The 14,565-nt window shown below is 32.6% G+C and carries 13 protein-coding genes; 6 read left to right on the top strand and 7 right to left on the bottom strand.

Translation table 11 applies throughout. The features are described from left to right. Nucleotides 1-626: 626 nt before the first annotated feature. The 4 genes from NST98_RS04115 to msrA form a co-directional block, all read right to left on the bottom strand. Nucleotides 627-1,226: a hypothetical protein gene (locus NST98_RS04115; protein ID WP_340714509.1), complete on the bottom strand. Its 600-nt coding sequence runs from the start codon at nucleotides 1,224-1,226 to the stop codon at nucleotides 627-629. 467 nt (nucleotides 1,227-1,693) lie between these two features. Next, on the bottom strand, nucleotides 1,694-3,298 hold the full coding sequence (locus tag NST98_RS04110) for an ABC-F family ATP-binding cassette domain-containing protein (protein WP_340714508.1): 1,605 nt from the start codon (nucleotides 3,296-3,298) through the stop codon (nucleotides 1,694-1,696). 318 nt (nucleotides 3,299-3,616) lie between these two features. Beyond that, nucleotides 3,617-4,273 (bottom strand): 2OG-Fe(II) oxygenase, encoded by a 657-nt coding sequence (locus NST98_RS04105; RefSeq protein ID WP_016838119.1) that lies wholly within the window; start codon nucleotides 4,271-4,273, stop codon nucleotides 3,617-3,619. A gap of 427 nt (nucleotides 4,274-4,700) precedes the next feature. Then, nucleotides 4,701-5,219 carry a peptide-methionine (S)-S-oxide reductase MsrA gene (msrA, locus tag NST98_RS04100; RefSeq protein ID WP_340705435.1) on the bottom strand — a complete coding sequence of 173 codons (519 nt, stop codon included), beginning with the start codon at nucleotides 5,217-5,219 and terminating at the stop codon, nucleotides 4,701-4,703. Nucleotides 5,220-5,405: 186 nt separating this feature from the next. On the opposite strand from msrA, the gene NST98_RS04095 reads away from it, so the two are divergent. Together NST98_RS04095 and NST98_RS04090 are read left to right on the top strand one after the other, a co-directional pair. Further along, on the top strand, nucleotides 5,406-6,356 hold the full coding sequence (locus NST98_RS04095; protein ID WP_340714507.1) for an LCP family protein: 951 nt from the start codon (nucleotides 5,406-5,408) through the stop codon (nucleotides 6,354-6,356). A 115-nt stretch (nucleotides 6,357-6,471) separates the two neighbouring features. Further along, nucleotides 6,472-7,641, top strand: a complete 1,170-nt coding sequence (locus tag NST98_RS04090) for an AI-2E family transporter (RefSeq protein ID WP_340436603.1) — start codon at nucleotides 6,472-6,474, stop codon at nucleotides 7,639-7,641. Between the two features lie 138 nt (nucleotides 7,642-7,779). Here the strand turns inward: NST98_RS04090 and NST98_RS04085 are convergent, their stop codons facing one another. Further along, on the bottom strand, nucleotides 7,780-8,943 hold the full coding sequence (locus NST98_RS04085; protein ID WP_016838115.1) for an aminotransferase class I/II-fold pyridoxal phosphate-dependent enzyme: 1,164 nt from the start codon (nucleotides 8,941-8,943) through the stop codon (nucleotides 7,780-7,782). Between the two features lie 165 nt (nucleotides 8,944-9,108). Between NST98_RS04085 and NST98_RS04080 the strand changes: the two genes are divergently transcribed. Further along, nucleotides 9,109-9,912: a hypothetical protein gene (locus tag NST98_RS04080; RefSeq protein ID WP_016838114.1), complete on the top strand. Its 804-nt coding sequence runs from the start codon at nucleotides 9,109-9,111 to the stop codon at nucleotides 9,910-9,912. 160 nt (nucleotides 9,913-10,072) lie between these two features. On the opposite strand, the gene NST98_RS04075 is transcribed toward NST98_RS04080, so the two are convergent. Continuing rightward, nucleotides 10,073-10,867 (bottom strand): enoyl-CoA hydratase/isomerase family protein, encoded by a 795-nt coding sequence (locus NST98_RS04075; protein WP_016838113.1) that lies wholly within the window; start codon nucleotides 10,865-10,867, stop codon nucleotides 10,073-10,075. Nucleotides 10,868-11,190: 323 nt separating this feature from the next. Here NST98_RS04075 and NST98_RS04070 point away from each other — a divergent pair, with 323 nt between their 5' ends. After that, a complete protein-coding gene (locus NST98_RS04070) occupies nucleotides 11,191-11,616 on the top strand; it encodes a GatB/YqeY domain-containing protein (RefSeq protein WP_016838112.1) in 426 nt (141 codons plus the stop codon). 128 nt (nucleotides 11,617-11,744) lie between these two features. After that, a complete protein-coding gene (locus NST98_RS04065; RefSeq protein WP_016838111.1) occupies nucleotides 11,745-11,903 on the top strand; it encodes a hypothetical protein in 159 nt (52 codons plus the stop codon). A gap of 185 nt (nucleotides 11,904-12,088) precedes the next feature. On the opposite strand, the gene NST98_RS04060 is transcribed toward NST98_RS04065, so the two are convergent. Continuing rightward, nucleotides 12,089-13,480, bottom strand: coding sequence for a hypothetical protein (locus tag NST98_RS04060; protein ID WP_016838110.1), 1,392 nt, complete (start codon nucleotides 13,478-13,480; stop codon nucleotides 12,089-12,091). Between the two features lie 801 nt (nucleotides 13,481-14,281). Between NST98_RS04060 and NST98_RS04055 the strand changes: the two genes are divergently transcribed. Continuing rightward, on the top strand, nucleotides 14,282-14,476 hold the full coding sequence (locus NST98_RS04055) for a hypothetical protein (protein ID WP_016838108.1): 195 nt from the start codon (nucleotides 14,282-14,284) through the stop codon (nucleotides 14,474-14,476). Nucleotides 14,477-14,565: the final 89 nt, after the last annotated feature.

The raw sequence follows: 14,565 nt of genomic DNA, 5'->3' as shown, positions 1-14,565 counted from the left end.
CTAGAATTCTCAAGAAATTTCTTACATATTTTCAGAAATTCCTCATTAATACGTATGTAAAAGGGTAGAAATTATTCTCTAAAAATAGATGCATTATATTAAATAAGTCAAAAGTAACAGAAAATAATTTTCATAGATTTACATATATAAAATTAATCATATGATTGCGAAGCAGAGCTCAAATTTAATGAATGATTGCACAGCATAATATGCTTGATAAAGATTCTATTTTAAAAATTAAATTGCTATTGAAGAAGAATTTGGTAGAAGTTATACATGTATCAACCTATATAGCAACAATTATAAATGCCCACTAAGAAAATGAGTTTTACATGAAATCCGTTGTCTCCATCAGAAAAACTAGGGAAACATATTTTGAGAAAATTGTATTAGATGCTCAGAAATACTGGAAATTTATATTCTGGATGGCTAAGGCGCAGAATAATGGGAGAAGAGGGAAGGATTAGAACTGAAATGAACCTTCATAAAATCGAAATTAATATGTATTTTGGTATTTCAATCACAATAAAAACCGAACGATATTGAAACTAAATATAGAGTTTCAAAAAATCGTTCGGTTTTTCTATTCCGTTTGTCTGGGGATTGCTGAGTATTAAGTATAAACTTTAATCCATTGTAATGGATTCTAAAGTGGAAGTGACAATATATTTTTCGCCTTGATCTGTATTCATTATATATTCAGTTTTAATCTCTCCAAATCCTTCCGCGAAATATTTACGGTTTACATAGTTATCACCGTTTTCTTCAATTACAATTACATCTTCAAATATTTTATATGGGGTTTCAACACTTATACCTGTGTCGACAATTTTCCAATTGCCGAACGTTGTACCGACTTGAATTGGTTTTGCAAAATAAGTCTCAATTGGCTGCATTGATTTGATTTCTTCTAATCCAGGGAAAGTTGCATCGTGATCAACCGGTTCTTTGTAAATCATTTCAATTTTATCATCGCCGATTTTGTAAATATTCATCATGGTTACGCCGCCGTTATCGACAATCGTGCCTACATATTTTTTGTCCAACCAAGTTGTTTTTTCAGTATACGTTGCAAATTCATTCCCGTCTCCTATGAACTTCGCAATGGATTTATCAGGTTTAAAAAATCGACTTAAGTCTTCATGATTATTTTCTGAAGCATTTTGATTGGTTGGGGAAACATCGTTTTGATTAGTTGTGTTTTCTTGGGGTTGGCAGCCAATCATTAGGAACAAAAAGCAGAGAGAAAGATAAAAAGCCTTCAGTGTTATCGACTCCTTTCATTGGTTAGTATTTATCATTATATAGTTTTATATAAATTCAAACACTATATTAATGATAATAATATTATGTAAACAAAAATGGGTTTATTTATTGAATGGCTATTATTTATAGAAATTTGACTATTATTTCTTGAAGAATGACTATTAAATCGATTATTTTGACTAATAAAACAAATTTTTGAAACGGAAAATTAGTGGTTGGCTATTATCGATGCAAGTTTGACTAATATTTGTTAAAGAATGACTATTATATTCATCATTTTGACTATTAAATCGTTTTGTTTATCGTTGGAGCAAGCAACTTGCTAAGAATGTTGGTTATAATCCTATAAAGTGTTGTTGTTCACCTAATCTTAATGTATACACAAAAAAAGGCTGTCGGAATAATATCCGAACAGCCTTGCACTAAATTACAATAATCCTTGCGCTTCTTTCCATTCAAGGAATTCGTCATATGTGCATTGTTTATCAAGAATAGTCCCGTCGTCTTGAATTTCAATGACGCGGTTTGCTATTGTTTGAATAAATTGATGGTCATGGGATGTGAAAATCATCGCACCTTTAAAGGCAATTAAACCGTTGTTCAGAGCTTGAATGGATTCTAAGTCTAAGTGGTTTGTTGGTTCATCTAGTAGTAACACATTTGCACCAGAAAGCATCATTTTTGCTAGCATACAGCGAACTTTTTCGCCTCCGGATAACACGGAAGGTGATTTTTTCACTTCTTCTCCTGAGAAGAGCATACGGCCAAGGAAACCACGTAAAAATGTTTCTGTTTGATCTTCTGGAGAGAATTGGCGCAACCAATCCACTAATGTTTTCTCATTGCCTTCAAAGTATTTTGAGTTATCCATAGGGAAGTAAGCTCTTGAAGTAGTAACACCCCATTTAAAAGTACCACTATCAGCTTGTCGTTCTTCCATTAATATATCAAGCAATGCGGATTTTGCTAAAGGATTTCCTAGCAACACAATTTTATCGTCACGATTCATTATGAAACGAATATCTTTAAATAGCACTTGGCCATCTTGCGTTGCAGTTAAGCCATCTACAGAAAGACAGTCATTACCAATTTCTCGATTCATTTGGAAATTGATATAAGGATATTTACGACTGGATGGTTTAATATCCTCCAATTGTATTTTTTCGAGCATTTTTTTACGGCTAGTCGCTTGTTTTGATTTAGAAGCGTTTGCTGAAAAACGGGCAATAAATTCCTGAAGTTCTTTAATTTTTTCTTCTTTTTTCTTATTTTGTTCTTGTGCCATTTTTAAAGCTAGTTGGGAAGATTCATACCAGAAATCATAGTTCCCCACATAAATTTGAATTCGTCCAAAGTCTAAATCAGCAATGTGTGTACATACTTTGTTTAAGAAGTGACGATCGTGCGAAACAACGATTACAGTATTTTCAAAGTTGATTAAAAACTCTTCCAACCAACGAATAGCTTTTAAATCTAAGTGGTTTGTTGGCTCGTCTAATAGCAGCACATCTGGTTTTCCAAACAGTGCTTGAGCAAGCAATACTTTAACTTTTTCTGAACCTTCTAAATCAGCCATTTTCATATAATGTTTATCTTCGCTGATACCTAAGCCATGTAATAGAGTGGCCGCCTCTGATTCAGCTTCCCAACCATTTAATTCTGCAAATTCTGCTTCTAGTTCGGCAGCACGCATGCCATCTTCATCTGAAAAATCTTCTTTCATATAAATGGCGTCTTTTTCTTTCATTACGTCATACAGGCGCTTATGTCCCATAATCACTGTTTCTAATACCGTATATTCGTCATATTCGAAATGGTTTTGTTTTAATACTGCTAAACGTTGGTCTTTCCCTATGATTACTTGACCTTCTTGTGGTTCGATTTCTCCTGATAATATTTTAAGGAACGTAGATTTTCCCGCTCCATTTGCTCCGATGAGACCATAACAGTTCCCAGGCGTAAATTTAATATTTACATCTTCAAAAAGTTTGCGATCACCATAACGAAGACCTACATTACTTACTTGAATCATGTAAGTTCCTCCTTTAATACTACTTCGATGTGCAAAAAAGTTAAATTTTAACTTCTTTTTCTCTTTTACACATAATGGCACCATTATATCAAGAAGTGAAGTGAAAAGCTATAGAAGGTTTGGCATTCAAGGATGAATTAGTTTGAAAGAATAGAATTAAAACAACGTAATGAATGGGGACTGGTTAACAAAATATAAGCAGAATTGGAATCATGAGTAATCCAATTCTGCATTTTTATGTAGGAAGGGGAATGCAAAAGGGGATTATAATGTATAGGCAATGACATTTAAGAAAAGAAGGGAATTTGTCATATTAAATTAATCGAGTTTCTTTCTTCTAAACCAAAGCGTTGCAATCCATTTTTCACCTATATTAACTGGAGCGCCGCCATGTAATGTTAATTCATTTAATGTTTGATTGTTGTAAAAGTATTCAAAATATACAGCCATTCCTTTTCTAGGATACACTTTTAATCCAAGTTTTGGGAAATAGGTTTCTCCGCCATCTTCCACATCACTTAAATATAAAACAACTGTACAAATTCGATTATTGCTTGCTGCTTTACTTGTTGCTGCGAAATAATCAAAATGCTCTTTATACTCTTGTCCAGGTTTGTAATTTAAAATATGCAAACCTTCCGCATGTTCAACAGGGATACCTACAATAGAAGAAATTCTTTTTTCAACTGTTGATACAAGGTCATCTTGAACATCCGACAAAAATGCTCCACTACTAGTTCGGATATCGCTAACAATTTTTTCTACACCAATTTTGGAACGTTGAAGACGATTTCTTGATAATTCAATTAATCTGTCACATTCTTCATCATCTAATACAGAACCCAGTACAACGACTAAAGGTTCCTCAAATTTTACCAATACATCAATTTCTCTGTCTTCTGTTTTGATTTTGTTTCCAGTGAAGTTAAAAATTGTTGGTTCATTTGAACGAGTATTTGTAACATATGTAGTCAATGCTCATTCCCTCCGCACGATGGAATAAAATGTAATAAAAAGGTATAAAAAGGAATATTGAAATGAATAATTAAATTTTACAATAATTTTCTCATTTTTTCACTACTGTTTTATAAAAAATGGATGTGATCTAATCATTTTCACCTATAGCAATTTTGTTCTACGAAATGATATATGTTACGAAAGTCTTTAGGTAATGAGTAGATCTAAATCCAATCCCAGTTACATTGAATGTTTCTATCGATTATTGAATCATACTTTTTACCATTTAAGATGAATATATAAATATTATGTAAACTAATTACCGATAAATAAAAAGGAAGTTTTTTAGTTAGGAAAGCAGGGAAGTAACTTTCAAATCATAATGAGCGTTTTTAAAAGAAATGAAAAGAGCGGCAAAAGTAACATACTTTTAACCGCTCAACATTTATTTATTCCAGTATTTTTGTATGAATTCATCTCTTCCGGATTTTTTTCGGTCTTCAAGGTAATGTTCGGGATTTTTCTTGTAATAATCTTGATGATATTCTTCTGCTTCATAGAAGAGTGTGGCAGGTCGAATTTCCGTTACGATTGGCTTTTTGAATTTGCCGCTTGCTTCTAGTTGTTTCTTCGATTTTTCCGCTAAGATTCGTTGCTCTTCTGTATGATAAAAAATGGCTGTTTTATAAGATTCCCCGCGATCATGAAACTGACCTCCATCATCCGTTGGGTCAATTTGCATCCAATAAATTTCAAGAAGCTTTTCATATGGAAATACATCTGGATTAAATTCGATTTGTACGACTTCTAAATGTCCAGTTTTCCCAGATTTTACTTCTTCATATGTAGGATTTTCAACATGACCTCCCATATAACCTGATGTTACCTTTTCAATTCCATCCCATTCAACAAATGGTTTTACCATACACCAAAAACATCCACCAGCAAATGTTGCTTTTTCCATTTTTTTCACTTCCTATTGCTTAAAATTCTTAACAATGTTACAAGATAACTTTATAGTATCAAATTTACAACTTTCATATGCAAAAAAAGCTTTTTGTAAAATAGCATAGTATAATAATTGATATCGAACTTATCGTTTTGATTATCGTTATATTTTTATAAAGTGATATGTCTGAGGGGAATGAATATGGAAGAAAATCAAGTTCGTAGTAGAAGTGAAAAACGTTATAAGAAAAAACGTTTACGTAAAGGTAGAGTAATACTATTTTCAATTTTCATTGTGCTGATTGCAATCATTGCATATTCTATTCATCAATATCGTACGGGGTTAGAACTAGCTGGCGAAGAGAATAAAGAAGAAATAGAATTTACACCCGATGAACCTAAAGAAAAAATCGAGAATTATTTAATAATTGGTGTGGATAGTAGGGGAGAGGAAAAATCCCGATCCGATACGATGATGGTTCTTTCTTGGAATAAAGAAACCAACGATTTAAAGTTAGTTTCTTTCATGCGAGATATTTATGCAGATATACCAGGATATGATCGTTGGAAATTAAATACCGCTTATTATTTAGGTGGGGTACAACTGTTGAAGGATACATTGAATCATATGTTTGAAATCCCGATTCATCATTATATGGTGATTGATTTCAAAAGCTTTGAAGCGATGATTGATATTTTAGCACCAAATGGTATTGAAATAGAAGTTGAAAAAGACATGTCCGCTTATATTGGCATATCCTTAACAAAAGGTTTGCAACGTTTAAACGGTAAAGAATTATTAGGATATGCGAGATTTCGACACGATGCTGAAGGCGATTTTGGAAGAGTAGAGCGTCAACAAAAAGTCATTGAAGCATTAAAAGACGAATTGTTAAAACCGCAAAATATAAAAAATTTACCAAAACTTATCGGTGCAGCACAAGGCTATATCATCACGGATATGTCTTCTGTAGAGGAACTAAAAACTGCTTTATCAGTTGCAAAAGGTGGATCACCTTCCATCGAAAAGATGACAATTCCTGTAGAAGGGACATATCGATTTAACTCCTATCAACATGCAGGATCGGTCATTGAAATTGACTTGGAGGCCAATAAGAAAAAATTGCATGAATTTTTAAAAATAGGGGAGTAGAGAAGTTTTTTTCAGAAATTATTCATGATAAAATAATTTTGTCGAAATTTGATGAGGTGATTTTTTGGAAAAAGACAAAGAATTAGAGCAAGAAGTAAAACAAAATAAATATTCCATGTTTCAGACAACAAAATACATTCGATTTCTTGGAGGTAAAAATTTACTTTTCTCACTATTCGTTCTTTTATTATTAGGCTGCGTAATTTTCGTTTTTAATAAAGTTTCGTTTATCTTTTACCCGATTCAAGTATTGTTTGAAGTAGTAATACTCCCAGGAGTTCTTGCTGTCATTTTATATTATTTATTTAGACCGTTATTGTATTTGTTGGAACGGTGGATCCCGAGAATTTGGTCAATTTTTTTAATATTCATTATTGCGATTAGCGCCATTACATTATTGGTATTACTTGTCTTTCCATTTTTGCGGGATCAATTTACGAATTTAGTACATGAGTTTCCTGTTTATTTCATGGCAGTTGTAGAAGGGACTGTTACGTTTTTAAATAATTCTGGTGTGAATGAACTATTCTCGAAATACAATATTGATTATGACCGAGTATTACTGGATGTAACGAACAATTTAATTACGACGGTAAGGGAAACTTTTGCGAATTTAGCAACTACTGTAGCGAGCGGTATTACAGGATTTGTTTCAACGGTAACGGGAATCGTTTTATCTTTAGTAACAGTACCGTTTATTTTATTCTATCTATTGTATGAAGGAGAAAAATTCCCAAAATTCATTTTAAGTATTTTTCCTCCTCGCATGCGAAATGATGCATCCAAAGTGATGAAAGCAATGGATCATCAAATCAGTCATTACATACAGGGTCAAATTTTAGTTTCTTTCTGCATCGGCGTCATGATGACAATCGGATTTTTAATCATTGGGTTAGATTATGCGTTTTTACTTGGATTTTTAGCGATGATTACAAGTGTTGTGCCTTATTTAGGGCCAGCCATCGCCATCACACCTGCCATCATCATTGCAATCGTAAATTCACCATTGATGGTGTTGAAATTAATTATAGTATGGACGATAGTACAATTAATTGAAGGAAAGCTTATTACACCGAATATCATGGGTTCTTCATTAAAGATTCATCCAATTACGATTATTTTCGTATTATTAACAGCGGGTTCATTATTTGGTGTGGCTGGTGTCGTATTAGGAATTCCAGGATATGCCTTGCTGAAAGTGTTAGTGACATACATGTTCCAATTATTTAAAAGGCGCTATAATCGATTTGAAGAAGATGAAACGAATAAATATCATGTAGAATAAATCGGCTATTTATTAGCCGGTTTTTTATTTTTTTGAAGAAATAACTTGCAAGACTAAAGTAATAAACGCAGTTTTAAATAAAGAAAAAACTATCATTCAACTATTCAAGTGAATGATAGCTTATCAATTCGAATAATATTAAATTTTTAATTCGCGTAACCGTTCAATCGCTTCCTCTAATAATTCTTTTTCTTGAACGAGGGCAATGCGTACATATCCTTCTCCTTCAGATCCGAATGTAATTCCTGGGACCATGATTACTCCTGCTTGTTCTATAGTTTTAAATGCGAAAGACACACTATCAATGGAATAAGGATATTTCGCCCAAACAAACATCCCTCCGTTTGATGGGGCGTATTCCCAACCGATTTTTTCTAGCCCTTTTGTAATGACATGATGTCTTTCAGCAAATGTCTTACGTAAATGATCAGTGATAACTTCCGAATTGTCTAAAGCAAGTGCGGCAGTGGATTGAATCGGTTCAAAAATACCGTAATCTAAATTTGATTTCAATTGTTTCATAATATTTATCATTTCTCTATTGCCAACGATGTAAGCTACTCTGGCGCCAGCTAAGCTGAAACTTTTTGATAGAGAATTGATTTCTATTCCAACATCCTTTGCACCTGGAGCATTTAAGAAGCTGATTGGTCCCTCTCCAGTAAAGTAAAATTCTGAGTAGGCCGCATCATGTAGGACGATAATGTTATATTTTTTTGCAAATTCTACAACTTCCGTAAAATATTCGATAGTAGGCATTGCCGGAACAGGATTTCCTGGTAAATTCAAAATAAGCAATTTCGCTTGCTGGGCAATTTCTTCAGGAATCGCTGTTAATTCTGGAAGAAATCCTCTTTCCTTATTTAATGGTATGTAATAGGGGCGGGCACCTGCCAAATGAATGCCGGCAATATAAGCGACATAAGCAGGATTTGTAGTGAGAACGATATCGCCAGGATCACAAAAGGCGATTGGTAAATGAACTAGTCCTTCTTGAGAACCCATTGTGAGTAAAACTTCTGACTCGGCATTAACATCTACTTTATTGACTCTCTTATAATAGCGTGCAACTGCCTCATTAAATTCCATTGTTCCTGTTAATGTGTACCCATAGGCAGCAGGATTTTTGCTTTTTTCCGCCATGTGATTGCGAAGCATTTCATGAGGTGGTAGATCTGGACTTCCAAGGCTCAAATCAATCATTTTCATTCCTTTTTCTTGATAAGCTCTTGCATGATCCTTTAATTGACCGAATATTGCTGGTTGGAATAATGACATCTTCTTAGAAGGTACAATATTCAATAGTAACACTCCTTAATTTTGACGAATTTGAATATAAAAAATATTTTAACATATTTTTCAATACTTTTAATCTTTCTTCAATACAGTAAAAATTAAGTTTTTTGATTTAATTAACAATTTTGTTTATGATACAAGAAAAATAGTAAAAGTTTTGGAGATGAAAATATGAGAGTGTATTCCCTAAGTGGTCCAAGTGGTTCTGGAAAAAGCACGAGCGCTTTACAGTTTGCCCATGATCATCGAATTGAAGCAATCATTGATGATGGATTATTAATTAAGAACGGTCAAAAAATTGCAGGTACTTCAGCAAAATTTGAAAAAAATACAATAAAAGCTATTCGAAGAGCGATCTTTCAAGATGAATTACATAGAAAAGAAGTAATGGATGCAATAAAAAAACATCATATTCAATCGATTTTAATTATTGGAACGAGCGATAAAATGACAAAAAAAATTGCTGAACAATTGAACATTGGTCCAATTCAACAGTTTTATTATATTGATAACATACGCTCGAAAAATGAGATTAAATTAGCTCAATTTATTCGCTCGACTCAAGGTAAACATTTAATGCCCATTCCTTATCGTCAAGTGGAGCAAAATTTTTTTAAACGTTTTATTCAAAAAGGGTTTGATATTTTTTCAAAGAATCGGGTGAAATTAGGAGAAACGACGATTGTTCAACCTGATTTTCATCGTCAAACAATTGAAATATCACCGAATGTTTTTATTGATTTAATTCACTATGTTGTTTCGAATTATCCGGTTATCGCGAAAGTAGATTCTATACAATTCACAATGAAGAAATTGACGCCAAAAATTTATATATCCCTTCAGATTAAAGCACCAGTACATTACGATGTGGTCAATGCTATCGAAGAATTGCAAAAGCAGATTTCCATTGAATTTCAACGCCATTTTGAATTTGAACCAATGCAAATGCAAATTTTTATTAAAGGAATAATGTAAAGGACTGTCCAAAAACTACAATACTTTTTCGGACAGTCTTACTATTGCATTTTGTGTGAATTATATGAAAACATCTACTTGCAGTTATTGATTTTAGGCGAAAGGGAATTGATAGCCGTGATTTGGATTTACTAATGACTTTTCTGAAGCCTACAAAGCTTTAGTTTTTCCGTCTAAACTGAGGCATTCGTTTCTCAACGAAAGCACGAACTCCTTCAGGAAAATCCTCAGGATCGACAAAAGATGTAGTGCCTTGCCATAGGGCTGGAGTTGAGTTAACGCACTCTTTTACCGAATTTTTGACCGCCAGTAATGAAGCAGGGGACATGCTCGCCACTAGTTTTCCCAAACGAATAGAGAAACGAGTTAAATCTTTTTCTGGCACTAAGTAGTTTAACATACCGGCTCTATATGCTTCCTCTGCTTTAAATGTACGGCCAGTGAAAACAAAATCTTTTGTCGTTGCTGGGCCAACTAAATCAACGAGTCGTTTTGCAAACTTATTATTCAATGTAATGCCGAGCTTCCCAACTGGAATTCCCATGCGAGCTTTCTCAGAACCAATTCGTATATCACAAGCTAATGCAAGCTCAAGACCTGCTCCCATCGCTGGACCGTTAATGACACCAATGGTAGGGAGTGGTAAGTTTTCGATGGTGGAGATTGTATTTTCCATTCGAACAAAGGCCTCTTCAGCTTCTTCTAATGACATGCGATTGAATTCTTTTATATCTGAACCAGCAGTAAAATTCTCACCGGATCCTCGAAGAATTAATACTTTATTTTTTGGATTTTTTATAGATTGCGTAGCGATTTTTGCTAGTTGATCCCACATTTTTGCTGTCAAAGCGTTTTTTAATTGCGGTCGATGAATGGTGATAATGGCTAAACCAGCTGTTTCTTGATAGACAATTTTTGCTTCTTCTTCTTCGAGTCTCGTCGTACGAACTTGCATTCTCAATACCTCCTTTACATTAGTTTCATATTACTTGAATTAAGTAAATTATCCTACAGCTATTTCAATATTCACAATAAATTAAACAATTTTCAGAAATAATCGACAAATTTATTTAGTGAAGGGTAGGGAGGAGGAACAAAAAGAAATGAAACATTGTGATGACCATCTGCTCCAATCGTCGTAGTGATACTGCAAGCTCAATCGAGCACATATTTATATTAAATGTAGTGTTAGCCATTACAATGAATGTCTATTAATTAATATGGTTGAATATTTTTATTATAATGAAATACATAAAACATCAATAAAGGAGCATAATTATGTTGAAAAAAACAGTTTTTGAACAATTAAAACAAGCGATGAAAGAAAAAGATGTTGTGGCGAAAGGAGTTCTAACATTATTAAAATCTGCATTAGATCAAGCAGAAAAAGAAAAAGGCTCTGAACTTTCATTTGAAGAAGAAGTAGCGGTTATTAATCGTGAATTGAAACAGACTCAACAAGCGTTAGAGGGTGCAAAACAAGCGAGCCGTGAAGACTTAATTGAAAAAGAAAATCGTAAGCTGGAAATATTACAAAGCTTCTTACCAAAACAATTATCAGAAGAAGAAATTGTCAAAATTTTAGTGGACGCAGGTATTACAAAAGGAATGAATATGGGCGAGGCGATGAAAATTGCAAAACCGCTCCTTGCTGGCAAGGCTGATGGAGCAACAATCGCAAAAATGGTGAAAAGCCTCATATAAGGTTAACGAAGACTTGTTTAAATTTTTAGACAAGTCTTTCATTTTACCGTTGACAGAAAATTAAATCTGTACTATATTAGAATCAAAATAAAACAACTGTTATAGTACAATATAAAAGGGGGATATGTATGACAATTTATCAAGAAGGCTATGAGTATTATGTTTCAAAATGTGAGCAGTTTGGTCTTGAACCAATCAATTTTACAAACTTTATCGAACATTTATCTCAAGAACAGTTAGACAGATTTAATGAGCATGCACGAATAATGAAAGAACAAGTTAAATAATCAGATAAAATCGCTAGATTATAGGAAAGAGGTTAATAATTTGGATATATTTAAAATTGAAGTCGATTAAAAGCCTCACTTGTTTTGTAACAACAAGTGAGGTATTTATTTGCAAAAAATTGCAGTATGTAAAAAAATAACACCATTTTCATTAAAAATGGCGTTCAATTAAAAAGATAATGAAGCTATTCATCCAATAAATCGAGTATACGATTGTATTCGGGAGCACCAATACAATCATAGTATTGGAAAAGTAAGTCGGAATTTACTTTGATTTTATCTTTATGATTTAAATACATTTGCTCTGTTAAAAAGCGAATAATTAATGGTACCGGTTTATCGTGATTGAATTGGTTCATATGTTTTTCAATGAATTCTTCCGATAAAACACACCTTAAATTGTTTCCTAAGCATTCAAAGTCTACGTATTCTATATGCTCATTTAAAAATTCATCCGTTAAATGTTTATTATATAAACATACGATTTTCCAATCAATTTTATCTTTATATCGATTTAACCAATGGGGCTCTAAAATCGCACTAATTAATGAAATTTGTTTTGCATTGTATTTGTTAAATTGTTCATCCATTTCTTCATTTGTTGGTTTTTTATAACCCATGTCATCATATAACTGGCAAGCGAGGGAAGGAATCCCTTTTACCATGTGTTCGCTGCCAGGCCATTTAAATGGACCGCGATCAAACTCAAAAAATTGGAAATCTATTTTTTCCTCTTCTTCCTCATATTCATCTTCATCTAATAAATGAATGGTTGCATATTCACTAAAATAAGTGTCATCTTCAATAAATTCATCAATTTCATCTGCAAAATGAGGATTGATTTCTTCTTTTTTACGTATTAATTCGTCAACAATATATTTTTTAAATGAAGGAGTTAGTCTTGCGAGTACTGGATAATTATATTGCAGCGCGGCAACATCTACTAAATCTAAATGATCGATTAAATATTTTTCAGTGATTTGATCACATGCATAACATACATAAGCAAAATCTACATATTTTAAATATGGCTCAAATTCCGTTGGATGCAACTTTATTAAACTATATCTCCAGTAACAATAATCCATTATAAATTTCTTTGATAAATGCGGATTGTCTCTTTGGATTTCTTCTGCACTTGTTTCATCAATAATAGGACCGTAATGAACAGGTATGGACGTGACATCAAAATCATCAGGTATGTTTAATTGTTCAAGGGTTTTTTTCGGATTAAATCGCTTTCGACGGCTTGGATGAGTTTTGATGGTATATGTCCCGATGGAACCTCTTTCGTCTAATAAAATATAAGATAATTCTTGTTTTTGATCTCTCGTTAACTTCGTATCTTTTGGAAATTTTACAGCAGCAAAATAAGTAATATCATCAAGATTGTAATAAAATTTATATTCTCCTTCACGAGTAAATTCAGACCGCGAATTATTTTTCTTCCAATATATTAACGCGCCTAGAATGGGCGGATAATTTGAAAAATAGATGTTAGCAATAGAAAAAATATTATGAGATAAAGATTCATCATATACTGCTTTAATAAATTCGATTTTTTTAATTTTAAGCATGCTCGACCTCCATATTGTTATTATACCCTTTTAGGAATAATAACGTAGAATAAATTGTTTGAATAAATTGATGGAAAAAACAACAGTATTTCCATGTATATGTACTAATAGACTATCTTGTAAAGTTTATGAAAGTTATATCATAATCATGAATAATTTGCATTTAATTTTATTAATTTTAACAAATTCTTCATTTTCTTTGATTGAACATGAACAATAATTAAGTAAAAAATGATCATTTATAAAAAAAATCATCCACGAAAGTTTGGATGATTTTTTTATTCAAAATAGAACTTCTATAAAAATGTTTTTTAATGGAACAGCAAATATGATTAGAAAAACCAGGTTGCTAGTTTTGTAACAGAATAATTTTCCTCGAAATTTGTAAGAGAGGCAATATAACTCAAGTGGGCAGATCAAAAAATTAAGGTAGAGGAAATTCATCCTAAATAATATTGATAGTCTTTTCATTGCTGAAGAAAATATTTTCGAGTTGGTAAAAGGGAAGTGGGGAAGGGGAAGGACTAGCACGTGAAAATGATATGGTTACTCCAATTAAATTTGAAGGATTATATAAAAATTTTAGATAATACAGGAAGTTAGTGATTGTCTAATTACTGTTATTTTGCCTGTTGTTATTATTTTTATTTAATAGGAATAGGCATTTGTAGAAGGAGATTTACGTTAGATGATTTTCTATAAAAATGTGAAATTTTTTCCTTCATTTCTAGTACATATGACTCAAATCAATTATTAAAACTTGCATTTATTATAGTAACTTCAAGAATGGAGGTGAATGAAGTGATGGAAAAACACTTTAACAATTTAGGATTAGAATTCGGTGACACTATTTTGGTAGGAGGCAATGGTTTTTCAAACCAACAAGGAATCTTCATTGCATTCCAAGATAATTTCTTAGTTTGGGTAACTTTCATTAGCGGAGCAACAAGATTATTAAGTACAGATACTACTAACTTAACAATTGCTAGAGCATAATCTAGTTAAAATATAAAGGGCGTCTCAATGCAATATGTAGGCGACCTCAATTTGTCGAGCGCTAGTTACACAGTTTCTGTAACTAGCGT

Source organism: Ureibacillus sp. FSL W8-0352, from assembly GCF_038004345.1.
GTDB lineage: Bacteria > Bacillota > Bacilli > Bacillales_A > Planococcaceae > Ureibacillus > Ureibacillus thermosphaericus.
This window is presented reverse-complemented; position numbering and strand designations above follow the sequence as displayed.